The 24,884-nt window shown below is 70.1% G+C and carries 24 protein-coding genes; 20 read left to right on the top strand and 4 right to left on the bottom strand.

Features of this window, described 5'->3' with window-relative positions; genetic code table 11:
* Positions 1–640, bottom strand: a 640-nt coding sequence (locus tag OUA97_RS19075) for a DNA translocase FtsK 4TM domain-containing protein (RefSeq protein ID WP_267233615.1), incomplete at its 3' end; no start/stop codon positions are given.
* A 183-nt stretch (positions 641–823) separates the two neighbouring features.
* Here OUA97_RS19075 and OUA97_RS19070 point away from each other — a divergent pair.
* Positions 824–1,198 carry a hypothetical protein gene (locus OUA97_RS19070; RefSeq protein WP_267233614.1) on the top strand — a complete coding sequence of 125 codons (375 nt, stop codon included), beginning with the start codon at positions 824–826 and terminating at the stop codon, positions 1,196–1,198.
* Here the strand turns inward: OUA97_RS19070 and OUA97_RS19065 are convergent.
* A complete protein-coding gene (locus OUA97_RS19065) occupies positions 1,195–1,806 on the bottom strand; it encodes an alpha-ketoglutarate-dependent dioxygenase AlkB (RefSeq protein ID WP_267233613.1) in 612 nt (203 codons plus the stop codon). The genes OUA97_RS19070 and OUA97_RS19065 overlap by 4 nt on opposite strands.
* A 49-nt stretch (positions 1,807–1,855) precedes the next feature.
* Here OUA97_RS19065 and OUA97_RS19060 point away from each other — a divergent pair, with 49 nt between their 5' ends.
* The 4 genes from OUA97_RS19060 to OUA97_RS19045 all read left to right on the top strand — a co-directional run bounded on the left by OUA97_RS19060 (position 1,856) and on the right by OUA97_RS19045 (position 6,371).
* On the top strand, positions 1,856–2,338 hold the full coding sequence (locus OUA97_RS19060) for a hypothetical protein (protein WP_267233612.1): 483 nt from the start codon (positions 1,856–1,858) through the stop codon (positions 2,336–2,338).
* A 177-nt stretch (positions 2,339–2,515) separates the two neighbouring features.
* Entirely contained in the window at positions 2,516–4,417 is a 1,902-nt protein-coding gene (gene dnaK / locus OUA97_RS19055; protein WP_267233611.1) for a molecular chaperone DnaK, read from the top strand.
* Between the two features lie 165 nt (positions 4,418–4,582).
* Positions 4,583–5,734: a molecular chaperone DnaJ gene (gene dnaJ, locus OUA97_RS19050; protein WP_267233610.1), complete on the top strand. Its 1,152-nt coding sequence runs from the start codon at positions 4,583–4,585 to the stop codon at positions 5,732–5,734.
* A 40-nt stretch (positions 5,735–5,774) separates the two neighbouring features.
* Positions 5,775–6,371 carry a TetR/AcrR family transcriptional regulator gene (locus OUA97_RS19045; protein ID WP_267233609.1) on the top strand — a complete coding sequence of 199 codons (597 nt, stop codon included), beginning with the start codon at positions 5,775–5,777 and terminating at the stop codon, positions 6,369–6,371.
* A gap of 97 nt (positions 6,372–6,468) precedes the next feature.
* Here OUA97_RS19045 and OUA97_RS19040 read toward each other — a convergent pair whose 3' ends face one another.
* On the bottom strand, positions 6,469–6,984 hold the full coding sequence (locus OUA97_RS19040; protein WP_267233618.1) for a GNAT family N-acetyltransferase: 516 nt from the start codon (positions 6,982–6,984) through the stop codon (positions 6,469–6,471).
* 122 nt (positions 6,985–7,106) lie between these two features.
* Between OUA97_RS19040 and mutS the strand changes: the two genes are divergently transcribed.
* On the top strand, positions 7,107–9,791 hold the full coding sequence (mutS, locus tag OUA97_RS19035; protein ID WP_267233608.1) for a DNA mismatch repair protein MutS: 2,685 nt from the start codon (positions 7,107–7,109) through the stop codon (positions 9,789–9,791).
* A gap of 8 nt (positions 9,792–9,799) precedes the next feature.
* Positions 9,800–10,381: an HAD-IA family hydrolase gene (locus OUA97_RS19030; protein WP_267233607.1), complete on the top strand. Its 582-nt coding sequence runs from the start codon at positions 9,800–9,802 to the stop codon at positions 10,379–10,381.
* Here OUA97_RS19030 and OUA97_RS19025 read toward each other — a convergent pair.
* Entirely contained in the window at positions 10,378–11,859 is a 1,482-nt protein-coding gene (locus OUA97_RS19025; protein WP_267233606.1) for a globin-coupled sensor protein, read from the bottom strand. The genes OUA97_RS19030 and OUA97_RS19025 overlap by 4 nt on opposite strands.
* A gap of 262 nt (positions 11,860–12,121) precedes the next feature.
* On the opposite strand from OUA97_RS19025, the gene OUA97_RS19020 reads away from it, so the two are divergent.
* The 13 genes from OUA97_RS19020 (at position 12,122) to OUA97_RS18960 (ending at position 24,884) form a co-directional block, all read left to right on the top strand.
* Positions 12,122–14,941, top strand: coding sequence for a [protein-PII] uridylyltransferase (locus OUA97_RS19020; protein ID WP_267233605.1), 2,820 nt, complete (start codon positions 12,122–12,124; stop codon positions 14,939–14,941).
* 46 nt (positions 14,942–14,987) lie between these two features.
* Complete coding sequence (gene murJ, locus OUA97_RS19015; protein WP_267233604.1) at positions 14,988–16,613, top strand: murein biosynthesis integral membrane protein MurJ; 1,626 nt, start codon at positions 14,988–14,990, stop codon at positions 16,611–16,613.
* Between the two features lie 146 nt (positions 16,614–16,759).
* Entirely contained in the window at positions 16,760–17,794 is a 1,035-nt protein-coding gene (gene trpS / locus OUA97_RS19010; protein ID WP_267233603.1) for a tryptophan--tRNA ligase, read from the top strand.
* Positions 17,795–17,856: 62 nt separating this feature from the next.
* Positions 17,857–18,330, top strand: a complete 474-nt coding sequence (locus OUA97_RS19005; protein ID WP_267233602.1) for a universal stress protein — start codon at positions 17,857–17,859, stop codon at positions 18,328–18,330.
* 151 nt (positions 18,331–18,481) lie between these two features.
* The gene (locus OUA97_RS19000) at positions 18,482–19,054 is read left to right on the top strand and encodes a NifU family protein (RefSeq protein WP_267233601.1); all 573 of its coding nucleotides are present in this window, start codon (positions 18,482–18,484) and stop codon (positions 19,052–19,054) included.
* Between the two features lie 75 nt (positions 19,055–19,129).
* Entirely contained in the window at positions 19,130–19,660 is a 531-nt protein-coding gene (locus OUA97_RS18995; protein WP_267233600.1) for a hypothetical protein, read from the top strand.
* Entirely contained in the window at positions 19,660–20,295 is a 636-nt protein-coding gene (gene tsaB / locus OUA97_RS18990; RefSeq protein WP_267233599.1) for a tRNA (adenosine(37)-N6)-threonylcarbamoyltransferase complex dimerization subunit type 1 TsaB, read from the top strand. Before OUA97_RS18995 ends, tsaB begins: the two co-directional genes overlap by 1 nt.
* Positions 20,292–20,744 carry a GNAT family N-acetyltransferase gene (locus OUA97_RS18985; protein ID WP_267233598.1) on the top strand — a complete coding sequence of 151 codons (453 nt, stop codon included), beginning with the start codon at positions 20,292–20,294 and terminating at the stop codon, positions 20,742–20,744. Before tsaB ends, OUA97_RS18985 begins: the two co-directional genes overlap by 4 nt.
* Before the next feature lie 42 nt (positions 20,745–20,786).
* Positions 20,787–21,194 (top strand): Fur family transcriptional regulator, encoded by a 408-nt coding sequence (locus tag OUA97_RS18980; RefSeq protein ID WP_267233597.1) that lies wholly within the window; start codon positions 20,787–20,789, stop codon positions 21,192–21,194.
* 73 nt (positions 21,195–21,267) lie between these two features.
* Positions 21,268–22,608 carry a tRNA (N6-isopentenyl adenosine(37)-C2)-methylthiotransferase MiaB gene (miaB, locus tag OUA97_RS18975; protein WP_267233596.1) on the top strand — a complete coding sequence of 447 codons (1,341 nt, stop codon included), beginning with the start codon at positions 21,268–21,270 and terminating at the stop codon, positions 22,606–22,608.
* A complete protein-coding gene (locus tag OUA97_RS18970; protein WP_267233595.1) occupies positions 22,605–23,558 on the top strand; it encodes a PhoH family protein in 954 nt (317 codons plus the stop codon). The genes miaB and OUA97_RS18970 overlap by 4 nt, the downstream gene beginning before the upstream one ends.
* Positions 23,555–24,019: an rRNA maturation RNase YbeY gene (gene ybeY, locus OUA97_RS18965; protein ID WP_267233594.1), complete on the top strand. Its 465-nt coding sequence runs from the start codon at positions 23,555–23,557 to the stop codon at positions 24,017–24,019. Before OUA97_RS18970 ends, ybeY begins: the two co-directional genes overlap by 4 nt.
* The gene (locus OUA97_RS18960) at positions 24,012–24,884 is read left to right on the top strand and encodes a hemolysin family protein (protein ID WP_267233593.1); all 873 of its coding nucleotides are present in this window, start codon (positions 24,012–24,014) and stop codon (positions 24,882–24,884) included. Before ybeY ends, OUA97_RS18960 begins: the two co-directional genes overlap by 8 nt.

Raw genomic sequence — 24,884 nt, 5'->3', positions numbered from 1 at the left:
CGGCCGCGGCGCGGGCCGGCTTGGCCGGCGGGGCAGGGGCCTGCGGGGCCTGCTGCAGGGCGTTGCGGACCCACTCGATGCTGGCGGCCAGCTCCGAGCGGCGCACGCCGATAGCGAAGCCCAGACCGGCGGCGGCGGCGGCCAGCAGCAGCAGCGAGGCGATCAGTACGCCGCCTGGAATGTGGGCGTAGGCGAACAGGCCGGCGATCGCGTGCAGCAGGCCGTCGCCCCAGAACCCGCCCAGGCCTTTGGCCAGCGGCCAGGCTGCGGGCGCTGGGGGCGCGCTCAGCAGGCCAGCCAGCGCCATCACGCCGAGCAGGCCGATGGCGGCGCGCAGGCGCACCTTGCGGCGGGTCAGGTCCGGTTGCGGGGTGGTGGCGCGGCCCAGGCCGAACACCACCATCAAAAGGGCGCCGACGCCGGCGGCCAGGCCCAGCGACTGGATCCCGGCGTCGGCGGCCGTTGCGCCGGGCGCGCCCAGGGCGTTGGTCGGCGACAGGGCCGAGGCGGCGTTGAGGCTCGGGTCGGCGGCGTTGTAGGTCGCCAGCGCGATGATCAGGGCGATGCCGGCCGCCGCGACGATGCCGCCGCGCAGCCGCGCCGTGGCTGGATGCGACCAGGCCAGGCCGGCAATGTGCATCCCCAGCTCGACACCCGTCTTTCGCGCCGCCCGCGCCATCCCGAACTCCTGATTTCAGAGACCCCTTGTTTGCCCGGACGAGGGTTAAGAGGCGTTTACCAAGCCCGGCCGTAAGCGCCGCCGTACCCGCAAAATCCCGTTTCCGTTTTGGCCAAGCCCATCTAGGTTCGCCGCATGTGGAGCATGCCTCGAAGCGTCCTGCGGTTCGTCGCCGTCATCCTCGGCCTCTGCGCCGTGGGCGGGTTCATCCTCGGCGTGCGTGGCGCTCCGGAACGGGCTCGGCTGCCCGGCGAGGCGGCCGGCGGCGGCGCGCCGATCCAGGCCAGCGACGCCCAGCCGCTCGACGACCTGGTGCTGACCCCTTCCGAACTGGCCCCCGAGCCGAAGAAGGAAGAGGAAAAGCCCGCCGAAGAGGCCGAACAGGCCCCGGCTCCAGTGGAGAAGGCGCCTCAGCCCGCGCCGCCGCCCAAGGCGCCGACCCCGCCGCCGCCCGAGGAAGACCGGGTCGGCGACCTGATCGACGGCCTGACCCCGCCGCCCGAGCAGCCGCCCTACTAGGCTGGCGCGGCCCGCCGCAGGGTCAGGTTGAACCGCCCGCCGCCCGGCACCAGCCGTGACGATCCCGGCAGGATGCGGTCGACCCCGTGATGATACAGCCGCGCCTCGCCGGCCAGCAGGCAGACGTCGCCCGACGACAGCCGCACCGAGGTGGTCGGATCGCTGCGCTTGAGACCGCCGATGCGGAACACCGCCGTGTCGCCGAGCGAGACCGACAGCACTGGAAACCGGAAGTCGGCCTCGTCCTTGTCCTGGTGCAGGCCCATCTTCGCCTGCGCGTTATAAAAGTTGATCAGGCACGCGTCGGGGGGAACCTCGGGGTCGGCCAGTTCGCGCCAGAGCTCCGTCAGGATGGTGGGCATCGGCGGCCAGAACCTGCCGGTGGTCGGGTGCCGCGGCTCGTAACGATAGCCCTTGGCGTCGGTGGTCCAGCCGAGCGCGCCGAAGCTGCTCATCGCCACGCTCATCGGCTTGCCGCCGGGCGTCGACTGGTGGACCAGCGGCGCATCGGCCAGGCCGGCGGTGATCTGCGCCAGCAGCTCGGCCTGGGCGGCGGGCGACAGCCGGCCCGGCAGCAGTCGGAATCCACTGGTCGTCGAAAGGCTCATCGGTGCTCATATAGGCGCAATGACGACCCGCGCCGCCAGCGACCTTTGCATGCCGCCCCTGCGCGCGCGCCGGCTGACCTCCGGCGAGCGGGACCTGTGCGGGCAGGTGTTCGGCGCGGGTCTTGACCCGGCGCGGGTGCGGATTCTCAGCCTGCCGGTCTGGCCGCGACCTTTCGTCCCGTCGGCCGGGCTGGTGGTCTGGCCGGCGGCCTCGGCCCTGGCCGACTTTTCGACCGCTCCGCTCTGGTTGCGCTCGGTGCTGGTGCATGAACTGGTGCACGTCTGGCAGGCCCAGCAAGGGGTCTTTCTGCCCTTCGCCAAGCTCCGCGCCGGGGACGGCCGAGCCGCCTACGCATATGATTTGGCGGACGGCCGGTCATTTTCTCAGCTCAACATCGAGCAGCAGGCGATGGTCGTCCAGCATGCCTACCTGGCCGCCGGTGGGGGCGCGACTCCTTACGACAGCGAAGCTTATGCAGGGATATTAGAGGCTTGGCCCGAGCCGCTGGGGCGAAGACCCCGCACGTTATAGGGTCATTACGCACTTGCGGCTGGTGCATGTGATCCCATATCGCGACTCGACGCTGGTTGCCCCATGGGTTAACCGGCCGAGCCCTTATTCGAACCGGGGATGCCGAGAAGAACCGGGGTGCTTCAAACGAAGGCCCTCAAACCGGCGTCCGCCATTCAGGAGCGAGCAAGACTCGATATGAGCAAGATCATCGGCATCGACTTGGGCACGACCAACTCGTGCGTCGCCATCATGGACGGCAAAGCGCCGAAAGTGATTGAGAACGCCGAGGGCGTGCGGACCACTCCGTCGGTCGTCGCCATCCTCGACGACGGCGAGCGCCTCGTCGGCCAACCGGCCAAGCGGCAGGCTGTCACCAACCCCGCCAACACCCTGTTCGCCATCAAGCGTCTGATCGGTCGTCAGTACAACGATCCGCTGGTGGAGAAGGACAAGGGCATGGTGCCCTACGAGATCGTCAAGGGCCCGAACGGCGACGCCTGGGTGAAGGCCCACGGCAAGGACTATTCGCCCCAGCAGGTCTCGGCCTTCATCCTGCAGAAGATGAAGGAAGCCGCCGAGCAGCACCTCGGCGAGAAGGTCGAGAAGGCGGTCATCACCGTCCCGGCCTACTTCAACGACGCCCAGCGTCAGGCGACCAAGGACGCTGGCAAGATCGCCGGCCTGGAAGTCTTGCGCATCATCAACGAACCGACCGCGGCGGCGCTCGCCTACGGCCTTGAAAAGAACGACGGCAAGAAGATCGCCGTCTACGACCTCGGCGGCGGCACCTTCGACGTCTCGATCCTGGAGATCGGCGACGGCGTGTTCGAGGTGAAGGCCACCAACGGCGACACCTTCCTCGGCGGTGAAGACTTCGACATGCGCATCGTCGAGTACCTTGCCGACGAGTTCAAAAAGGAAACCGGCGTCGATCTGCGGAACGACAAGCTGGCCCTGCAGCGCCTGAAGGAAGAAGGCGAAAAGGCCAAGAAGGAGCTGTCCTCGGTCGCCCAGTACGAGGTCAACCTGCCGTTCATCTCGATGAACGCCTCGGGCCCGCTGCACCTGAACATCAAGCTCTCGCGCGCCAAGCTCGAAGCCCTGGTCGAAGACCTGGTCGCGCGCACCGTCGGCCCCTGCGAGCAGGCGCTGAAGGACGCCGGCCTGAAGAAGACCGACATCGACGAGGTGATCCTGGTCGGCGGCATGACCCGCATGCCCAAGGTCGTTGAGACCGTGAAGGAGTTCTTCGGCCGCGAGCCCCACAAGGGGGTGAACCCGGACGAAGTCGTGGCGCTCGGCGCTGCGGTGCAGGCCGGCGTGCTGCAAGGCGACGTCAAGGACGTGCTGCTGCTGGACGTCACCCCGCTGACCCTGGGCATCGAAACCCTGGGCGGCGTGTTCACTCCGCTGATCGAACGCAACACCACGATCCCGACCAAGCGTTCGCAGACCTTCTCGACCGCTGATGACAACCAGTCGGCCGTGACCATCCGCGTGTTCCAGGGCGAACGCCCGATGGCGCACGACAACAAGATGCTGGGTCAGTTCGACCTGGTCGGCATTCCGCCGGCCCCGCGTGGCGTGCCGCAGGTCGAAGTCACCTTCGACATCGACGCCAACGGCATCGTCAACGTGTCGGCCCGCGACAAGGCGACCAGCAAGGAGCAGTCGATCCGCATTCAGGCCAATGGCGGCCTCTCGGATGCGGACATCGACAAGATGGTCCAGGAAGCCGAGGCCAACAAAGCCGAGGACGAAAAGCGCAAGGCCGTCGTCGAGGCCAAGAACCAGGCCGAGGCGGTGGTGCACTCCACCGAAAAGGCCCTGGCCGAGCACGGCGACAAGATCTCGGGCGACGACAAGTCGGCCATCGAGACGGCGCTCGCTGACGCGAAGTCCGCGCTGGAAGGTGACGACGCCGAGGCGATCTCGGCCAAGACCCAGACCCTCATTCAGGCTTCGATGAAGCTGGGCGAGGCGATGTATGCGGCCCAGCAAGGCGGCTCGGAAGAGCAGCCCCAGGGCGCGGCGGCCGACGACGTGGTCGACGCCGAATTCGAAGAAGTGGCCGACGACGACAAGAAGTCGGCGTGACGTTCCGCCCGATGGCGGTCATCCGCAAATTCTGCGAGACGACCGCCATCGGTTCGGGCGCTCCCCAGTGGAAATCTCCGCCTGCTCCGGTTTGGAATAAGCCTTGCAGTCGGGCGGGGATCATCCCACCTCAATTCTCAGATCAATTTGAACCTCTGACATAGCATGCGGGATTATTACGAGATCCTCGGCGTGGAACGGAGCGCGGACGAAGCTGCGCTGAAGTCGTCGTTCCGCAAGCTCGCCATGGAGCACCACCCCGACCGCAACGGCGGGTGCGAGGAAGCGGCTGGCCGGTTCAAGGAGATCAACGAGGCCTATTCGGTCCTCTCCGATCCCCAGAAGCGCGCCGCCTACGACCGCTTCGGCCATGCCGGCGTCAACGGCGCGCCGGGTGGCGGCGGCGGCGGCCAGTTCCACGACGTGAACGACATCTTCAACGAGGTGTTCGGCGACGTCTTCGGCGACATGTTCGGCGGCCGCGGCCGCCAGCGCTCGGGCCCGGCCCGCGGCCAGGACCTACGCTACGACCTGGAGATCACCCTGGAGCAGGCCTATGCCGGCTCCGAGGTCGAGATCACCGTGCCGGCTTCGATCAACTGCGAAACCTGCGATGGATCCGGCGCGCGTCCGGGCACCAGCCCGACCGTCTGCGGCGGCTGCGGCGGCGCGGGCCGCGTGCGCGCCAGCCAGGGCTTCTTCTCGATCGAGCGGGCCTGTCCGCGCTGCGGCGGCTCCGGACGCTTGGTGCTGGACCCCTGCGAGGACTGTCACGGCCACGGCCAGGTGCGCAAGCAGCGCACCCTGCAGGTCCGCATCCCGGCCGGCGTCGACGACGGCGCACGCATTCGCCTGGCGGGCGAGGGCGACGCCGGGGCGCGCGGCGGGCCGCGCGGCGACCTCTACATCTTCCTGTCCGTACGCCCGCACGACCTGTTCGATCGCGACGGCCTGGACCTGCTCTGCACCGTGCCGGTGCCCATGGCGGTGGCCGCCTTGGGCGGTGAGATCGAAGCGCCCTGCCTGATGGGCGGCGACAACTGCGACGGCGCCTGCCGTATCGAGGTCAAGGTGCCGGAAGGCTCGCAGACCGGCCGCACCGTGCGCCTGAAGGGCAAAGGCATGCCGTCGCTGCGCTCGCGCGATCGCGGCGACCTGGTTGTCGAACTGTTCGTCGAGACTCCGACCAAACTCACCGCCCGCCAGAAGGAGCTGATGCGCGAATTCGTCGAAATCTGCGGCGAGCAGCAGCATCCGAAATCGGCCAACTTCATCGGCAAGGCCAAACAGTTCTGGGACGACGTCACCGGCGGCTGACCCCGTCGCGCGCGCGTCCGGCTCGGGCTATCAACGGCAGATGAGCGGCACAGTCGAAGCTATCGAAAAACGGGACGGTCGCCGTGAGCGCGCCGTCGCCAGCCGTGCGCGCATCCTCGAGGCGATGGTCGACCTGATCCAGGCCGGCGAGGTGCAGCCCTCGGCCGAGGCGGTGGCGATCCGCGCCGGGGTCGGCGTGCGCACGGTCTTCCGGCTGTTCAACGACGTCGAAGGCCTGCACCGCGGTCTGCAGCAGGTCATGGACGAGCGCCTGGCTCCCATCTACGACGAGCCGGTCCACGGGACCCTGGCCGAGCGTCTCGACCAGCTGGTCGCGCGCCGCGCCGTGGTGTTCGAAAAGCTCGCCCGACCGAAGGCCTTCGCCGACGCCAATCGCGCGCGTTCGCCCAGCCTGACCGCCGGTCACCAGGCCTTCGTGCGCCGTCAGCGCGAACTGCTGCTGCGTCACCTGGACGGGGTCGCTGTGGTCGACGGCGATCTGCTGGAGGCGCTCGATCTGGCGCTCAGCTTCGACGTCTGGCGTCGCCTGCGCGAGGACCAGGGTTTGACGGTCGCCGACGCTCAGCGGGTCGTCGGGGCCATGGCCCGCGCCGTGGTGGCGGTCTCGGCAGCCTAGAGCATTTTCCGCCGAAGTGGCTACCGGTTCGGCGAAGAAAATGCTCTAAATTCAAAGAATCATGAGCATTTTCGATCCAATCAGATCGGAAAATGCTCTAGCCGGTCAGGCTGCGGATGTCGGGCCAGCGATAGCTGACCTCGTGGGTGACGCCGCCGGGCCCCGGCTCGCGCCGCGGCGCCTCGGCCAGGCCGCCCAGATGCTCATAAAACTGCCGGGCTGGAATGTTGTCGCGCAGCACCGAGAGCATCAGGCTGGTCGCGCCGTTGGCGGCGAACACGCGGGCCAGGCCCGTCATCAGCTCGCGCCCGAGGCCGTGGCCCTGGGCCGCCTTCAGCACGTACAGCGTCATGATCTCGGCCTCGCCCAGGCGCCGCGACCGCGACGGGCCGCCCGAGGCGTAGCCCACGAGCCGCGTGCGATCGGCCGCCGCCAGGGTCGCCTCACGCTCGCCCGGCTGCAGCAGTCCGGCCCGGAAGCGCCGCGCATAGACCGGGATCGACATGCGGGCCAGATAGGAGTCCGGGAGCAGTCCCTGATAGGTCTCGCGCCACGACGTGATGTGGACGCGCGCCAGATCCTCGGCGTCGTCGGGTCCTGCGGGAAAGATCACGTGCGGCAAGGGCGGCTCCTCACTTAGCCACAGCTTGGAAGTCGCAGGCTGCTGTTCAAGGGGCCTCACGCGGCTGTCAGGGGCTGACGGATCGCACGGACCCGATTAGCTTCCGCGGGCTCATGAATGCTCCGACCTCCGCCATTCCCGACCCGACCGGCGCCACGCCGGTCATGGCCCAGTTCTTCGAGGCCAAGGCCCGCCAGCCCGATGCGCTGGTGTTCTTCCGCATGGGCGACTTTTACGAGCTGTTCTTCGAGGACGCCGAAAAGGCCGCCGCGGCGCTGAGCATCACCCTGACCGCGCGCGGCAACCACGGCGGCGCGCCGATCCCGATGTGCGGCGTGCCGGTGCATGCGGCCGAGGCCTATCTCGCCAAGCTGGTCCGCTCGGGCTTCAAGGTCGCTCTCTGCGAGCAGATGGAAGACCCGGCCGAAGCTAAGAAGCGCGGCTCCAAGTCCGTGGTCCGTCGCGACGTCGTGCGTGTCGTCACCCCCGGCACCCTGACCGAGGACGGCTTGCTCGACGCCCGCGGCGCCAACCGCCTGGCCGCCGTCGCCGTGCGCGCTGGCGCCGCGGCCGTGGCCAGCGTCGAGCTCTCCACCGGCGAGGTGGAGTGCATGGCGCTCTCGCGCGACAGCCTGGCCTCGGCCCTGGCCGCCCTCGGCCCGTCCGAGACCCTGGTCCCCGACCGCTTGTTCGCCGACGAAACCCTGGCGGCGACCTTCAAGTCGGCCGGCGGGCTGATCCAACCGATGCCCTCGGCGCTGTCCGAGCCCTCGGCGTCCGAGGCGCGGCTGAAGCGGCTTTACGGGGTCGAGACCCTCGACGGCTTCGGCGAGCTGACCGGCGCCGAGGTCTCGGCGCTGGGCCTCATCGCCGCCCACCTGGAAACCACCCAGGCCGGCCGCCTGCCGGCGCTCACCGCTCCGCGGCGGGCGGGCGAGGCCGACGTCATGGCCATCGACCCGGCCACTCGATCCAGCCTGGAGATCGAGAAGTCGACCTCCGGCTCGCGTGACGGCTCGCTGCTCGGGGCCATCGATCGCACCATCACCGCGCCCGGCGCGCGCCTGCTGGCCTCGCGGCTGGCCCGGCCGCTGCTCGACCCGGCCGCCATCGATGCCCGCCTGGACGCCATCGAATGGTTCTGCGAGCGCCGCCCCCTGCGAGCCAAGCTGCGTGACCATCTGCGCGGCATGGGCGACATGGCCCGCGCCTTGTCCCGCCTGGCGCTCGGCCGCGGCGGCCCGCGCGATCTCGGCTCGCTGAAGGCGGGCCTCGCGGGCGGCGAGGCGATCTTCGGCCTGTTCGCTGCGCCCGAGCCGCTGGATCCGGCCCCGGCCGAGATCGCCGGCGCCTTGTCCGCGCTGCATCCGACCGCCGACCTCGAACTGGCCGAGTTCCGCCGCATGCTGGCGGACGGCCTCGACGAGGACTTGCCGGCCCAGGCCCGCGACGGCGGCTTCGTCGCGGCCGGGGTCCGCGCCGAGCTCGATCAGGCCCGCGCCCTGCGCGACGATAGCCGCAAGGTGATCCTGCAGCTTGAGGCCAAGCTGGCGGCCGAGAGCGGCGTGGCGCTGAAGATCCGTCACAACGCCGTCCTCGGCTACTTCGTCGAGGCCACCGCCAAGGCGGCCGAGCCGCTGATGAGCGCCCCGCTCAACACCACCTTCATCCACCGCCAGACCCTGGCCAACCAGGTCCGCTTCACGACCGTCGAGCTGGCCGAGCTGGACGCCCGTATCGCCCAGGCGGCCGAGCGGGCCCTAGCCATGGAAGTCGCCACCTTCGAGGCCTGGCGCGAGGCGGCGATCCGCATCGCCCCGGCCATCCAGGCCGCCGCCGAAGGCGCGGCGCGGCTCGACGTCGCCGCGGGCCTCGCCGAGTGGGCCGACGATGTCGGCGCCGCCCGGCCGGTGGTCGACCGCTCGACGGTGTTCGAGGCCCAGGCCGCCCGCCATCCGGTCGTAGAGGCTGCCGTCAAGCGGGCCGGCGATCCCTACACTCCCAACGACTGCGCGCTCGACGGGGCGGGTGCGGCGGCTGCGCGGCTGTCCATTGTCACCGGCCCGAACATGGCCGGTAAGTCGACCTTCCTGCGCCAGAACGCGCTCTTAGCGGTGCTGGCCCAGGCCGGGTGCTACGTGCCGGCCAAGGCGCTGCGCATCGGCGTCGTCGACCGCCTGTTCAGTCGGGTGGGGGCTGGGGACGACCTGGCCCGCGGCCGCTCGACCTTCATGGCCGAGATGGTCGAGACCGCGGCGATCCTGACCCAGGCGACGCCGCGCTCGCTGGTCATCCTCGACGAGATCGGCCGGGGCACCGCGACCTATGACGGCCTGGCCATCGCCTGGGCCTGCGCCGAGGCGCTGCACGAGACCAACCGCTGCCGCGGCCTGTTCGCCACCCACTATCACGAACTGGCGGTGCTCGAGGACCGGCTCGCCCACGTCTCCAACCTGTCGCTCAAGGCCAAGGAATGGAACGGCGACCTGATCTTCCTGCATGAGGCCGGCCCCGGCCCGGCCGACCGCTCCTACGGCGTGCAGGTCGCCAAGCTGGCCGGGGTGCCGCCGGCGGTGGTGGTCCGCGCCCGAGAGGTGCTGGACCGGCTGGAGCGCGAGGCCGGCGCCCCGGCCCACCTGGAGGATCTGCCGCTGTTCGCGGCCCACGCCGCTGAACCCGAATCCCCTGCGTTCGGTCCCAGCGAGGTCGAGGCGCAGCTCAAGGCCCTGGACCTCGACGGCATGAGCCCGCGCGAGGCGATGGCCGCGCTCTATCGCCTGAAGGAACTGATGCAGTGAAGGCGCTGATGGTCGATGTCGACGGCGTCATCGTCGTCCATCCGGATCCGAAGGGCTGGTCGGCCAATCTGGAGCGCGATCTCGGCCTCAAGATCGAGGATCTGCAAGCTCAATTCTTCGAGCCGAGCTTCCACGACATCGTCCATGGCCGCGCGGCGCTGCGTGATCGGCTGGCGCCGGTGCTGGCCAGGATCGCCCCGCACCTCAGCTGTGACGAGCTCTGCGCCTACTGGTTCGAGCACGATAGCCACCTCGACCAGGGCCTGCTGGAGCAGCTCGCCGCGATCCGCGCGCAGGGCGTGCGGCTGCATCTGGCCACCGTCCAGGAGCACGAGCGCGCTGCTTATCTGTGGGACGCGATGCGGCTGAAGGACCGCTTCGACGCCATGCACTACGCGGCCGACCTCGGCCACGCCAAGCCGGCCGACGGATTCTATGCCGAGATCGAGGCCCGTACCGGTTTCGCGCCGGAGGACCTGTTCTTCATCGACGACAAGGCCGCCAATGTGCAGGCGGCCCAGGCGCGCGGCTGGAAAGCGGCGGTCTGGACCGGCCAGGACCGCCTTGCCGACCTGATCGCGGGGGCCTAGGCGGCCCGCCGCGCGACCGCTGCTGCGCCGGTCGCCAACCGGAAGCGGCCGATCAGCTGCGACAGGTTCTGGGCCTCGCGCGCCAGGTCGGCCGCGGCGTTGGCGGTTTCCAGCACCATGCCGGCGTTCTGCTGGGTGACGCGGTCCATCTCGTTGACGGCGCTGTTGACCTGGCCGAGGCCGACGGCCTGTTCCTGGGTCGAGCTGGAGATGTCGGCCACCAGGCCGTGAACTTCGGTCACGCGGCCGACGATGCGCCCCAAGGCCTCGCCGGTCTCGCCGACCAGGTTGACCCCCTGGCTGACCTGCTCGCTCGAGGCGCTGATCAGCGTCTTGATCTCTTTGGCGGCGTCGGCCGAGCGCTGGGCCAGGGCCCGGACCTCGGAGGCGACCACCGCGAAACCCTTGCCGGCGTCGCCGGCCCGGGCCGCCTCGACCCCGGCGTTAAGGGCCAGCAGGTTGGTCTGGAAGGCGATCTCGTCGATCACCCCGATGATCTGGCTGATCTGCTTGGACGAGTCCTCGATCTGGCCCATGGCCGAGATCGCGGCCTCGACCACCGGGGCGCTGGTCTCGGCTTCCTTGCGGGCGTCGGCGACTGCGCCGGAGGTCTGGCGGGCGGTTTCGGCGGCGCGCTGCACGGTGACGGTGATCTCTTCGACCGCGGCGGCGGTCTCCTCCAGGCTGGCGGCCTGGTTCTCGGTGCGCCGCGCCAGGTCATCGCCCGAGCTCTTCATCTGGCCGACCGTGGCGGTCACCGCCGAGACGGAGTCGACCACCGCGGCGATCGCGCCGTGCAGCTCGCCGACCGCGCCGTTGAAATCGTCGCGCAGCTGGGCGTAGTCGCCCGACAGCGGGGTTTCGATGCGGCTGGTCAGGTCGCCGCGGGCCAGACCCGACAGCGCCGCGGCCAGGCTGCGCACCACGGTCGCCTGCTCGGCGGCCGAGCGGGCTTTCTCGGCCTCGGCCTTGGCGCGGTCGGCCTCGGCGGCCTCGAAATAGACGTCCAGCACCAGGCTCATGTCGAGCATGGCGCCCTTGATCAGCGCCGACAGCGTTTCGGCCAGCTCGGCGTTCTTGGCCTTGGCGCCGAAGCCCTTGGCGCCCTTTTCGGCGACCACCGAGCGGACCAGCTGTTCCAGCACCAGGGCGTAGCCGCCGATGTACCAGCGCGGCTCCAGCCCGATCCTGGCGTGGACCGCCCCGATGGTCTGCACCGACTTGGCGTAGTCGGCGGTGAAGTCGCCCGAGGCGATCCCCTGCCAGTGACGCAGCTGGGCGTTCTGGGCCTTGTTGATGTGGCCGTCGTCGCGGAAGTGCACCTTGGTCTCGGGCGTCGCGCGGACCTGGCCGTAGAAGTGGTCGAGCGCGCCGGGCAGCTTCTCGGAGATCAGCGGTTGGGCCGCACGCAGCGTCTTGCGGGTCTGCGGCGTCACCTGCATGAACTCCAGGCGCGCGTCCAGGCCGTTACCCGTCATAATCCACTCCACCATAACCCGCTTCACGCAGTCCTTGAGCGGCCGTGGTTAAGGATGGGTAAGCAGTTCCCCAATCGACTGAAGTCTTGGCGAACAAAGACTACAAACTGAAGCTTGAACCGCGGCTCGCACCGGCGCCAGGGCGTTTTTCGGGCGCCGCCGGTATTCTGAAGGACGACCTGCGGGTTTCGGTTTGGCCCTGGCCCGCTCCCCGACCAGAGGAGAGGATGCCGCAGCTTCGCGAAGTGATTATATCCACACTATGCCGCCTCGCCTCCGACCCACCCGCCTGGAATACGTCGTCGACGGCGTACGCTTGCGCGCCCAGCTGTCCGCCGCCGCCCTCGACGCCGCCGGCGACGAGCAGGAACAGCGCCGCCGGGCGCTGGAGATCCTCAAACAGGCCCTGTTCCGTGGCCGCATGATCGCCAAGGAGCGGCTCGAGAACGGCGCCGGCGGCATCGAGACCGCGCGGCTGCTGTCGGGGGTCACCGACGAGGTGGTCACCGCGCTCTACGATTTCACCACCGTCCACGTGTTCCGGGCCCGCAACCCGACCGAGGGCGAGCGCCTGGCGCTGATGGCGGTCGGCGGCTACGGCCGCGGCACCCTGGCCCCATTCTCCGATCTCGATCTGCTGTTCCTGCGGCCCTACAAGCAGACCGCCCACACCGAGAGCGTGATCGAGTACATGCTCTACGCGCTCTGGGACCTCGGTTTCAAAGTCGGCCACGCCTCGCGCACGGTCGAGGAATGTCTGAAGCTCAGCCGCGAGGACTACACGATCCGCACCTCGATCCTGGAGGCGCGCCAGCTGAGCGGCGACGCCGCCCTGGCCGAGGAGCTGTTCCAGCGGTTCCGCGCCGAGGTGGTCAAGGGCACCGCCGCCCAGTTCGTCGCCGCCAAGCTCAAGGAGCGCGACATCCGCCAGGAGCGCGCCGGCGCCAGCCGCTATCTGGTCGAGCCGAACGTCAAGGAGGGCAAGGGCGGCCTGCGCGACCTCAACACCCTGTTCTGGATCGCCCAGTACCTGCACCCGGTCAGCCACGTCGACGGCTTCGTCCAGCTCGACATGTTCGACCGCAAGGAAGTCACGGCCTTCATCAAGGCGTTCGACTTCCTCTGGGCGGTGCGTAGCCACCTGCATTTCGCCACCGGCCGGCCCGAGGAGCGGCTGACCTTCGATCTGCAGCCGGAGATCGCCCGGCGGATGGGCTATGGCGACCGCGGCGACGCGCCGGCCGTCGAGCGGTTCATGCGCCGCTACTTCCTGATCGCCAAGGAGGTCGGCGCCCTGACCCGGGTGTTCGCCGCCAAGCTCGAGGCCGAGCAGATCAAGCAGCAGCCCAAGGGGCTGTCGCGGCTGATCCCCGGACGCGGCCGGGCCAAGCGCAAGAAGCTGGATCCCGGCTTCCACGAGGAGGGCGGGCGCCTCAACGTAGACGGGCCGCAGGTGTTCGAGACCGACCCGGTCAACCTGCTGCGTCTGTTCCGGCTGGCCGACCAGCGCGATCTCGACCTGCACCCGGACGCCTTCACCGCCGCCAGCCGCTGCGCCAGCATCATCGGCTCCAAGGTTCGCCGCGACCCGGCCGCCGCCAAGGTGTTCCTCGACATTCTGGCTCACGGCCGCGATCCGCAGCGGGCGCTGTCGATGATGAACGACGCCGACGTGCTCGGCCGGTTCATTCCGGAATGGGGCCGCATCGTCGCCCAGATGCAGTTCAACATGTACCACTCGTACACGGTTGACGAGCACACCCTGCGGGCCGTCGGCGTCATCGCCGACATCGCCAACGGCCGCTTCGCCGAGGACCACCCGCTGTCGACCTCGATCATGCCGTTGATCGACGATCGCGAGGCGCTGTTCCTGGCCATGCTGCTGCACGACACCGGCAAGGGCGGGGCAGGGGGCCAGGAGAAGGCCGGGGCCCGCGCCGCGCGGTCGGCCTGCGAGCGGCTCGGCCTGGATCGCAAGCGCATCGAGATGGTCGCCTGGTTGGTCGAGCATCACCTGGTGATGAGCGACTACGCCCAGAAGCGTGACGTCTCCGACCCGCGCACCGTCGCCGACTTCGCCCGTATCGTGGAGACGCCGGAACGCCTGCGCCTGCTGCTGGTGCTGACCGTGGCCGACATCCGCGCCGTCGGCCCGGGGGTCTGGAACGGCTGGAAGGGCCAGTTGATGCGCGAGCTCTACGGCGCAACCGAGGCGGTGTTCCGCGGCGGGCGCGGCTCCGACGCCGCCGCCGCCATTCGCCGCTACCACGAGAACGCCGCCTATGACGCCCGCGTGCGGCTGATCGCGGCCGACCCGGCGGCCACCGACTGGGTGCAGGCGATGGAGGACGCCTATTTCACCTCGTTCTCCGACGCCGAGATCCTGGTCCATGCCGGCCTCGCCCGCCGCGCGGCCGAGAGCGGCGCGGCCGCCGAAGGCCACATCCGCAACGGTCTCAACGCCTCGGAGGTGGTGATCGCCGCGCCCGACCGCTCGCGCCTGTTCGTCGACCTCGCCGCCGCGGTCACCGCCGCCGGCGCCAACATCGTCGGGGCGCGGGTGTTCACGTCCCGCCAGGGCCAGGCGCTGGACGTGTTCTACGTGCAGGACGCCACCGGCGCGGCCTATGGCGCCGACAATCCGCGCGTCCTGGCCAAGCTGGCCGACTCGCTGGCGGCGGCGGGCCGTGGCGAGCTGACCAAGTCCGAACCGCGCCGGGTGACCGACTTCGGCCGCGCGGCGGCGTTCACCATCACCCCGACCGTGATGCTCGACAATGAGGCGTCCGAGGTCTCGACCGTGGTCGAGGCGTCCGGACGCGACCGCCCCGGCCTGCTGGTGGCCCTGGCCCGCAACCTCGCCGATGCGGGACTGTCGATCCTTTCGGCGCACATCGACGGCTATGGCGAACGGGCGGTCGACGCCTTCTACGTGACCGAGCGCGACGGCGGAAAGCTGACCGATCCGAAGCGGATGGCGGCCTTGAAGTCCCAGCTGACGAAGGTGCTGGAGGAGGTCGAGGCCGCCGCCCCGAAGCCGCGGGCCAACCTGCAGAAGGCGCGCGCTAGCGTCGCGCGCTGACGGGGCGGCTTGACCGGTGCGGCCGCATAAGCGCACACCAACGCCCGTGACCGCAGCCGCCACTCCTGCCGCCAAGAGCGGATTGATCCGCTCGTCCCTGCTGCTGTCGGGACTGACCCTGATCAGCCGGTTCATGGGGCTTGCGCGGGACCTGGTGTTGACCGCGCGGCTGGGCGCCAGCGCGACCATCGCCGCCGACGCCTATTATACGGCCCTTGCCTTCCCGAACCTGTTCCGGCGGATCTTCGCCGAGGGGGCGTTCTCCTCGGCCTTCATCCCGTCCTACACCAAGACCCTGACCGGCGAAGGCCAGGCCGAGGCCGACCGCATCGCCTCCGACGCCCTGGCCACCCTGGCGGCGGCGACCATCGCCATCACCCTGGCCGCGCAGCTGGCCATGCCGTGGCTGATGTACGTGATCAATCCGGGCTACGCCTCGGACCCGGCCAAGTTCAAGCTGGCCATCGTACTGACTCAGATCAGCATGCCCTACCTGCCGTGCATGGCGATCGGGGCGCTGCTGTCGGGGGTGCTCAACGCCCATCGCCGGTTCATCATCACCGGCATCTTTCCGACCATCCTCAACCTGGTGATGCTGATCGCGGTGATCCCGCAGGACGATCCGATCCTGGCCGCCTACGCCGCCTCCATCGCCATTCCGATCGCCGGCGTCTTCCAGGCGGCCCTGCTGTGGTGGGGCGCGCGCAAGTGCGGGGCCCACATCCGCGTGCGCTGGCCGTCGCTGACGCCCGAGATCAAGGCGCTGATCGCGCTCGCCGTGCCCGGGGCGATCGCCGCCAGCGCCGTGCAGATCAACATCTTCATCTCCGGCATCCTCGCCTCGCAGGTCGCCGGCGGCCGCGCCTGGACTGAGGTCGCCGCGCGGCTCTACCAGCTGCCGCTCGGACTGATCGGGGTGGCGGTCAGCGTCGCCCTGCTGCCCCGCCTCTCCAGCGCCATCCAGGCCAAGGACCACGACGACGCCCAGGCCGCCACCGACCAGGCGGTGATCTTCTCGCTGGCCCTGACCGCCCCGGCCGCCGCGGCGCTGATCGCCATGCCGTTCTTCCTGATCGATGGGCTGTTCACGCGGGGGGTCTTCACGGCCGAGGACGCCCGCCAGACCGGCTGGATCCTGCTCAACTACGGCTGGGGCGTCCCGGCCTTCGTGCTCGCCCGCGTGCTGCAGCCCGCGTTTTTCGCCCGCTCCGACACCAAGGCGCCGATGCGTTTCGGCCTGATCTCGGTGGCGGTGAACATCGTGCTGGGCTTGGCGCTGTTCCAGGTCGTCGGGGTCAAGGGCATCGCCGCGGCGACCAGCGCGGCGGCCTGGATCAACGTCGTCCAGATGGTGCTGCTGCTGGCCAAGCGCGGCGACTATTCGCCGACCAAGGCGGCCTGGAGCCGTATCGGCCGCATCGTCGCGGCCAGCACCGTCTTCGGCGCGCTGCTGGCCTTCGCGTCCCACGAGCGCGCCTGGCTGGAGGCGCCGCTGCGCGGCTTCCACCTCATCGGGCTGGGGGCCAAGGAAATCGCGGTGCTTGGCGTCGCCGCCGTCGGCGTGGCCGTCTACGGCCTGCTGCTGCTGGCCTTCCGCGGCATCACGCCCAGCGAGATCAAGACCGCGCTGCGCCGGCGGCCAGGCGATGCGGTGGTCTCGGCCGACCTCTGACGGGCTTGCGGTCTGCGGCTGCAGGCCTTATTCGCTCAGGCATGGCTAGCGGACGAAACACGTGGCGATGGCGTAGCGCCTGATCCCCGCCTTTCCCGGCGCGATCCTGCGCGCCTGCCTGTCCTCTTCCCTCGGAAGCCGATCCCATGACTGACCAAGCTCCCCCCGCCTACAGCGGTCCCCAACGCGTGCTGTCCGGCGTCCAGCCGTCCGGCGCCCTGCACCTCGGCAACTATCTCGGCGCGCTGGTGAAGTTCGCCCGCCTGCAGCACGAGGTGGAGACCTTCATCTTCGTCGCCGACATGCACGCGATCACCGTGTGGCAGGACCCCAAGCTGCTGGCCGGCCAGGTGCGCGAGATCACCGCCGCCTATCTCGCCTCGGGTCTGGATCCCAAGGTCGCGACGATCTTCCCGCAGTCGGCGGTGCCGCAGCACGCCGAGCTGGCCTGGATCTTCAACTGCGTCGCCCGCCTCGGCTGGCTCGACCGGATGACCCAGTTCAAGGAGAAGTCGGGCAAGCACAAGGAGCGCTCGAGCGTCGGCCTCTACACCTATCCGGTGCTGCAGGCCGCCGACATCCTGCTCTACAAGGCGACCCAGGTGCCGGTCGGCGACGACCAGCGCCAGCATCTCGAACTGACCCGCGACGTGGCCGCGAAGTTCAACCACGACTTCGAGGTCCCGGGCTATTTCCCGCTGCCCGACGCCCTGACCCAGGGCCCGGGGGCGCGGATCATGTCGCTGCGCGATGGCGCGGCGAAGATGAGCAAGTCGGACCCGTCCGACAACTCGCGGCTCAACCTGCTCGACGAGGCCGAGACCATCGCCCAGAAGGTCCGCAAGGCCAAGACCGACCCGGAACCGCTGCCGGAAACCCTGGACGAGCTTAAGGCCCGTCCGGAGGCCGAGAACCTGGTCGGCATCTACGCCGCCCTCGACGGCCGCACGTCGGCGCAGGTGCTGGCCGAGTTCGCTGGTCAGGGCTTCGGCGCCTTCAAGCCCAAGCTCGCCGATCTGGCGGTGGCCAAGCTCGGCCCCGTCGGCGACGAGATGCGCCGCCTGATGGCCGATCCGGCCGAAATCGACCGCGTCCTGGCGGCCGGGGCCGAGCGCGCCCGCGCCGCCGCGGCCCCGACCCTGGCCGAGGTCCGCAAGATCGTCGGCTTCTGGGGCGCCTGACCCGAAACCCTAGCGCTTAAGGTGGCTTGCGCAGAACCGCTGCGCAGGCCACCGTCCGGCCCATGAGCCAGCGCAAGTTCCTCGTCATCGCCGACGACAGCCCGGAGTTTCAGGCGGCCCTCCGCTTCGCCTGCCGGCGCGCGCGCTCGACCGGCGGCCACGTGGCCCTGCTGCGGGTCATCGAGCCGGCGGTGTTCGAGCACTGGAGCGGCGTGCGCGAGGAGATCGAGCGCCAGGCCCGCGAGGAAGCTGAAGCCGTACTGCACAAGATGGCCGAGTTCGTCATCGCCGAGACCGGCGTGGCGCCCGAGTTCATCATCATGCACGCCGAGAGCACGCGCGCGGCGCTGCGCAAGGTCATTTCAGAGGACCCCGACATCAAGATCCTGGTGCTGGCCTCCTCGGTCGGCGGTCGCGGCCCTGGCCCGCTGGTTTCCTCGATCGCCAAGGACGGCGTGAAGTGGGGAACCCGCAAGCTGCCGGTGACGGTGGTGCCCGGCGACCTTACCGACGACGAGATCGCCGATTTGGCGTGAACCCTCTCCGTCCCCTTCATGGGGAGAAGCCGCCAGGGTTGGGCCTGCGGCGTCCGCGAACCCAGCCGTCTCGTCGCTGCGCGACGATCCACCCTTCCCAGGCGGGGAGGGATAACTTGCGATTCCGCGTCCAAACCGCCACATCTGCCTCATGTTCATCCAGACCGAAGCCACCCCGAACCCCGAGGTTCTGAAGTTCCTCCCCGGCCGTGAGGTCCTCGCCGAGGGCTCGCGCGATTTCCGGGACCTGGACGAGGCCCAGGTCTCGCCGCTGGCGGCCGACCTGTTCGACATCGAGGGCGTCACCCGGGTGTTCTTCGGCGCCGACTTCGTCACCGTCGGCAAGGACGCCCATCACGACTGGCCGCACCTGAAGGCGCCGGTGCTGGCCGCGATCATGGACCACTTCACCTCGGGCCGGCCGCTGTTCGTCGAGAGCGCCGCTGAGGCCGGCGGTCATGACGAGGCGGTCTATGAAGGCGAGACCGCCCAGGTGGTCGCCGAGATCAAGGAGCTGCTCGACACCCGCATCCGTCCGGCTGTGGCGCAGGACGGCGGCGACATCCTGTTCAACCGCTTCGATCCCGACACCGGGGTGGTGTGGCTGCACATGCGCGGCGCCTGCTCGGGCTGCCCCTCGTCGTCGGCGACGCTCAAGGCCGGAGTCGAGAATATGCTCAAGCACTATGTGCCCGAGGTCACCCGCGTCGAGCAGACGCTGTAGGGCGCGCGGGTTGAGGAAAAGTGCGACGCGGTTTTCCGCCCGCAACCCGCGCCAACCTTCAAGAGGACTGATTTCGTGGGGGCGATCCGAAGCTTGATCCTGGCGCTGGCCGGCGCCGGCGTGCTGGCCGCGCCCGCCGCCGCCAGCGAGGATGACTGGCCGGTGCTGAAGGGGGCGCGGCTTGAGGGCCTGCGTCCCTGGGGCGCCTTTGCCGTCTACCGCGCCGACCGCAGCGTCACCGGCGTCTCGCTCTACCTGCGCGAGGGCCAGACCATTGCGCGCCGGGTCCAGACCCGCGACGGGGCTGACGCCGTCGTCACCTGGGCCGCGGCGCGGTCCTGCCCCGCCCTGACCGCCGCCGTGGCCGGTCTGGAGAAGCTGCCGGCCCCGCGCATCGAGGTTCCCGGCGTCGGGACCAAGCCGCCGCCGCCCGCCGCCGCCGCCAACGCCGACAGCTACCTGCTCTGGGCCGAGGACGCCCGCTTCGCGGCCGCGCCCTATCCGGTGCAGCTGGAGGTGCGCGGCGAGGGCGGCTCGCCGATGGCCGCCTGGGTCGACGCCAGTCTGCGTCGCTTGGCGTCCTGTTGGGGCCCGTCCCAGCCGTGATGATCCTGGCCATCGACACCTGCCTGTTCGCCTGCTCGGCGGCGGTGGTCCGCGACGGCGCGGTCCTCGCCGCCCGCGTCGAGCCGATGAGCCGCGGCCATCAGGAGCGTCTGGCCCCGCTGGTGGAGCAGGTGATGGGCGAGGCCGGCGTCGCCTTCGACCAACTCGACCGCATCGCCGTCACCGTGGGCCCCGGCTCGTTCACCGGCCTGCGCGTCGGCCTGGCCTTCGCCAAGGGTCTGTCGGCCGCGCTCGGAATCCCGGCGGTGGGGGTCGGCTCGCTGGAGGCCCTGGCCCGGCCGCACATGGGCCGGGTGTTTGCGGTCCTCGACGCCAAGCGTGGTCAGGTCTACCTGCAGGCCTTCGCTGATGGCGCGGCGGTCAGCGCCCCTGACGCCCTGCCGATCGAGACCGCCGCCGCCCGGGTCGCCGAGCTGGCCCCCGACATCCTGGTCGGGACCGGCGCGGCGCTGCTGGCCGAGATGCGGCCCTCGGCCCAGGCGATCGTCATCGACCATGCCGATCCCGCGGCGATCGCCGCCATCGGCGCCGCCCGCGCCCCGACCCCGCCGCGCCCGCTCTATCTGCGCGCCCCGGACGCCAAGCTGCCGGGCGGCCGGAGCCTTCCGGAATGAAGCTGCGCGGCGCCTGGGGCCACGAGGCGCCGGTCCTGGCCCAGGTCCATGCCGCCGCTTTCGACCATGCCTGGTCCGCCGCCGAGATCGCCCAGCTGCTGGACGGCCCGGGCGGTTTCGCCCTGTTGGTCGAGACCGATACGCCGCTGGCCTTCATCCTCTGCCGCGCCGTGGCCGGCGAGGCGGAGATCCTGACCCTGGCCGTCGATCCGGCCGCCCGCCGCCGCGGCCTGGCTCGCGCCCTGGTCGAAGCCGCCGCCGGCGCCGCGCGCATGGCGGGGGCCGACGTCATGTTCCTGGAGGTCGCGCACGACAACCTGCCGGCCCTGGGCCTTTATGAAGGGGCCGGCTTCGAACGGGCCGGACTGCGTCGCGGCTACTATGATCGCGGCGCCGCCGGGAGCGCAGATGCCGTTGTTATGCGTCTCGACCTTGGCCGCGAGACCTAGTCGCCCTATCCTTGCGGCGAGTTGATTTCCGAGGAGACTGTCGTGGATCGCATCGAAAGCCTCTGCGTCGAGAAGGGCATGCGGATGACCGAGCAGCGTCGCGTCATCGCGCGCGTGCTGTCGGCCGCCCATGACCACCCCGATGTGGAAGAGCTGTACCGCCGCGCTCACGAGGTCGATCCGCACATCTCGATCGCCACCGTCTACCGGACCGTGCGCCTGTTCGAGGAGGCCGGCATCATCGCCCGGCACGACTTCCGCGACGGCCGTTCGCGCTATGAAGAGGCGACCGAGGTCCACCACGACCACCTGATCGACATGAAGACCGGCAAGGTCGTCGAGTTCGTCGACGAGGAGATTGAGGCCCTGCAGGAGGCCATCGCCCGCAAGCTCGGCTACAAGTTGGTCGACCACCGGCTCGAGCTCTACGGCATGCCGATCGAAGACTGAGCCGCGCCGCTGGGCGGCCCCTGCGTCAGGTGGAAAACTTGCGTGGGGGCGCTCGCAACCCCATAACGCCGGCATGACCGGTTCTGCGCCAGCAAAGCGCCTCTACATCAAGACCTACGGCTGTCAGATGAACGTCTATGACAGCGAGCGCATGGCCGACGTGCTGGCGCCGCTGGGCTACGGCGTGACCTCGACCCCCGAGGACGCCGACCTCGTCGTCCTCAACACCTGCCACATCCGCGAGAAGGCCACCGAGAAGGTCTATTCCGAACTCGGCCAGATCAAGCTGATGAAGCAGGCGCGCGCCGAGGCCGGGGGCAAGATGACCATCGCCGTGGCCGGCTGCGTCGCTCAGGCCGAGGGCGAGCAGATCATGCTGCGCCAGCCGGCCGTCGATCTGGTGGTCGGGCCGCAGGCCTATCACCAGCTGCCCGAGCTGATCGCCCGCGCCCATCGGGCCCGCGGCGAGCGCCTGGCCGCCGACTTCGCCGCCGACGAGAAGTTCGACGCCCTGCCGGCCGAGCGCAATCCCGACGGCGTCACCGCCTTCCTCACCGTGCAGGAGGGCTGTGACAAGTTCTGCACCTTCTGCGTAGTGCCCTACACCCGCGGCGGCGAGTGGTCGCGCCCGGTCGAGACCATCCTGGCCGAGGCTCGCGACCTGGCTTCCAAGGGCGTGCGCGAGGTCACCCTGCTCGGCCAGAACGTCAACGCCTACGCCGGTGAAGGCGGCCTGGCGGGCCTGGCCCGCCAGCTGGCGCAGATCGAGGGCCTGGACCGCATCCGCTACACCACCAGCCACCCGGCCGACATGGACGAGGCGCTGATCGCCGCCCACGCCGAGCTGCCGCAGCTGATGCCCTATCTGCACCTGCCGGTGCAGGCCGGCTCGGACAAGATCCTCAAGGCGATGAACCGCGCCCACACCGCCGAAAGCTACCTGCGGTTGGTCGAGAAGATCCGCGCCGCGCGGCCCGACATCGCCATGTCCGGCGACTTCATCGTCGGTTTCCCGGGCGAGCGCGACGCCGACTTCGAGGCGACCCTCAGCCTGGTGCGCGAGGTCGGCTACGCCGCCTCCTTCACCTTCAAGTACTCGCGCCGTCCCGGCACTCCGGCCGCCGCCCTGCCGGGCCAGGTGGCCGAGGAGGTCAAGGACGAGCGGCTGGCCCGCCTCAACGCCCTGATCGACGAGCAGCAGCGCGCCTTCAACGCCGCGCAGGTCGGCAAGGTGCTGCCGGTGCTGTTCGAAAAGCCCGGCCGCCATCCGGGCCAGCTCTCGGGCCGCAGCCCCTATCTGCAGGCCGTCCACGTCGACGGCCCCGAGCGGCTGATCGGCCAGATCGTGCCGGTGCGCATCGAGACGGCCCACAAGATGAGCCTGGCCGGCGTGCTCGAAATGGAGACCGCGTGAGCCGCCCCGAGTACATCCCGCTTTCGGACGAGGCCGCCCGTGCGGTGGCCGGCGCCGCCAGCCGCCATGCGGCGCTGATCGAGGACGCCTTCAACGTCCTGATCGAGACCCCCGGCGGCGGAGTGTCGATCAATGGCGACGCCAAGTCCCGCGCCGGCGCCAAGCAGGTGGTCGCCGCCCTGGCCGCCCAGGCCGACTCCGGCCGCGAGGTCAGCGAGGCCGACGTCCGGGTCGCCATCGGCGCGGCCCGCGCCGGGACCGGCAAGTCGCCGGCCGGCGGCCTGCCCAGCAGCCGTCGCGGCCAGGTCGCGCCGCGCACCCCCGGCCAGGTCCGCTATCTCGACTCGCTCAACACCTGCGAGCTGGTCTTCGGTCTCGGCCCGGCCGGCACCGGCAAGACCTTCCTGGCCGTCGCCCACGGCGCCGGCCTCTTGCTGCGCGGCGAGGTCGACCGCCTGATCGTCAGCCGTCCTGCCGTGGAGGCGGGCGAGCGGCTCGGCTTCCTGCCCGGCGACATGAACGAGAAGGTCGACCCCTACATGGCCCCGGTCTGGGAGGCGCTGACCGACATCATCGGCGCCGAGCAGCTGCGCCGGCGGCGGGAGAAGGGTGAGATCGAGGTCGCCCCGATCGCCTTCCTTCGCGGCCGCACGCTCAGCCACGCCTTCATCATCATCGACGAGGCGCAGAACACCACCCGCCTGCAGATGAAGATGGTCCTGACCCGCATCGGCGAGGGCTCGCGCATGGCGGTCACCGGCGATCCCAGCCAGATCGACCTGGTCAACGCCGCCGATTCCGGCCTGGCCCACGCGGTCGGCCTGCTGGAGGGCGTCCAAGGGGTCGGCGTCAACCGGTTCTCGGTCGAGGACGTCGTGCGCCACCCGATGGTCGAACGCATCGTGCGCGCCTACGACGCCGACGCGGCCAAGAGCGGACGCGCGATTTGATCGATATCGAGATCGAGGACGAAGCTTGGGTCGCCTCCGCGCCGCAGGCGCAGGATCTGGTCCAGGCCGCCGCCGCCGCGGCCCTGCGGCGGGCCGAGTCCGACGGTGACGCAGTCACCATCCTGCTGACCGACGACGACAGCGTGCGCGACCTCAACGCCCGGTTCCGCGGCAAGGACTATGCGACCAACGTCCTGTCCTTCCCGGCGCCGCAGAATCCGGAGGGGCACCTGGGCGACATCGCCCTGGCGTTCGGCGTCTGCGCCCGCGAAGCCGCCGAACAGGGCAAGCCGCTCGCGCACCACCTGCAGCATCTGGTGGCGCATGGCGTGCTGCATCTTTTAGGATACGATCACGAGACCGACGCCGAGGCCGAACACATGGAAGGTCTAGAGCGCGTCATCCTGGCCGGGCTCGGGGTGCCTGACCCCTACGCGGCTGAGCAGGGAGACCATGGCTAACTCTTCGGACGGGATATCCAGTCCGCCCGAACCTCCCAGTCGAAGCCGGGGGATTCGGGCGTTCTTTCGCAAACTTCGCGCCGGCCGGGCCGAGCCGCCGCCGCCAGGCCCGACGTCGGGTCCGAACGGCCTGGTTGAACAGGCGGCCGCCTTCCAGACCCTGCGGGTCTCCGACGTGATGACGCCGCGCGTCGACATCGTCGCGGTCGAGCTGTCGACGTCGTTCTCTGAAGTGGTCGACCTGTTCGCGGAGTCCGAGCACAGCCGGATGCCGATCTACCGCGAGACCCTGGACGATCCGGTGGGGGTCATCCACGTCAAGGACATCTTCAAGCTGCTGGCCGGGCGCGGCCGGCGGCCCGGCCCGTCCGACCTGGTGCTCCAGAAGCTGCGCCGCGATGCGCTCTACGTGCCCGGATCGATGCGCGCCGCCGACCTGTTGCTGCGCATGCAGGCCGAACGGACCCACATGGCGATGGTCATCGACGAGTTCGGCGGCACCGACGGGCTGGTGACCATGGAGGACCTGGTCGAGGCGGTGGTCGGTGAGATCGACGACGAGCACGACGAGGCGACGGTTGCGGCCATCACCCCCCGCGCCGGCGGCGTCTACGAGGTCGACGCTCGCGCGCCGCTGGAGAAGCTCGAGGCCGCCCTGGGCGAACACCTGGCGCCCGGCGAACTCGACGAGGAGATCGACACCGTCGGCGGGCTGGTCTCGGCCCTGGCCGGCCGGGTGCCCCAACGCGGCGAAGTGATCGCCCATCCCGCCGGCTTCGAAATCCAGGTGCTGGATTCCGACGCGCGGCGTGTAAAGCGGGTGCGGTTCGCGCCGGTGGCGGCGCCGTCCGGCGAAGAGGTCTGA

The sequence above is a fragment of the Phenylobacterium sp. 58.2.17 genome (assembly GCF_026411515.1).
Taxonomy (GTDB): Bacteria; Pseudomonadota; Alphaproteobacteria; order Caulobacterales; family Caulobacteraceae; genus Phenylobacterium.
The sequence above is the reverse complement of the archived record's forward strand: the minus strand, read 5'-3'. Positions and strand labels throughout refer to the sequence as shown.

Excerpts from the sequence above, each read along its gene's own strand:
- OUA97_RS19020 (WP_267233605.1), top strand. The coding sequence starts at position 12,122 with ATGCCGCCTCGCCTCCGACCCACCCGCCTGGAATACGTCGTCGACGGC.
- dnaJ (WP_267233610.1), top strand. The coding sequence starts at position 4,583 with ATGCGGGATTATTACGAGATCCTCGGCGTGGAACGGAGCGCGGACGAA.
- OUA97_RS19065 (WP_267233613.1), bottom strand. The coding sequence starts at position 1,806 with ATGAGCCTTTCGACGACCAGTGGATTCCGACTGCTGCCGGGCCGGCTG.
- OUA97_RS19030 (WP_267233607.1), top strand. The coding sequence starts at position 9,800 with ATGGTCGATGTCGACGGCGTCATCGTCGTCCATCCGGATCCGAAGGGC.
- tsaB (WP_267233599.1), top strand. The coding sequence starts at position 19,660 with ATGATCCTGGCCATCGACACCTGCCTGTTCGCCTGCTCGGCGGCGGTG.
- OUA97_RS19045 (WP_267233609.1), top strand. The coding sequence starts at position 5,775 with ATGAGCGGCACAGTCGAAGCTATCGAAAAACGGGACGGTCGCCGTGAG.
- OUA97_RS18985 (WP_267233598.1), top strand. The coding sequence starts at position 20,292 with ATGAAGCTGCGCGGCGCCTGGGGCCACGAGGCGCCGGTCCTGGCCCAG.
- OUA97_RS19025 (WP_267233606.1), bottom strand. The coding sequence starts at position 11,859 with ATGACGGGTAACGGCCTGGACGCGCGCCTGGAGTTCATGCAGGTGACG.
- mutS (WP_267233608.1), top strand. The coding sequence starts at position 7,107 with ATGAATGCTCCGACCTCCGCCATTCCCGACCCGACCGGCGCCACGCCG.
- miaB (WP_267233596.1), top strand. The coding sequence starts at position 21,268 with ATGACCGGTTCTGCGCCAGCAAAGCGCCTCTACATCAAGACCTACGGC.
- OUA97_RS19005 (WP_267233602.1), top strand. The coding sequence starts at position 17,857 with ATGAGCCAGCGCAAGTTCCTCGTCATCGCCGACGACAGCCCGGAGTTT.
- trpS (WP_267233603.1), top strand. The coding sequence starts at position 16,760 with ATGACTGACCAAGCTCCCCCCGCCTACAGCGGTCCCCAACGCGTGCTG.
- OUA97_RS18960 (WP_267233593.1), top strand. The coding sequence starts at position 24,012 with ATGGCTAACTCTTCGGACGGGATATCCAGTCCGCCCGAACCTCCCAGT.
- OUA97_RS19000 (WP_267233601.1), top strand. The coding sequence starts at position 18,482 with ATGTTCATCCAGACCGAAGCCACCCCGAACCCCGAGGTTCTGAAGTTC.
- dnaK (WP_267233611.1), top strand. The coding sequence starts at position 2,516 with ATGAGCAAGATCATCGGCATCGACTTGGGCACGACCAACTCGTGCGTC.
- OUA97_RS19070 (WP_267233614.1), top strand. The coding sequence starts at position 824 with ATGCCTCGAAGCGTCCTGCGGTTCGTCGCCGTCATCCTCGGCCTCTGC.
- OUA97_RS19060 (WP_267233612.1), top strand. The coding sequence starts at position 1,856 with ATGCCGCCCCTGCGCGCGCGCCGGCTGACCTCCGGCGAGCGGGACCTG.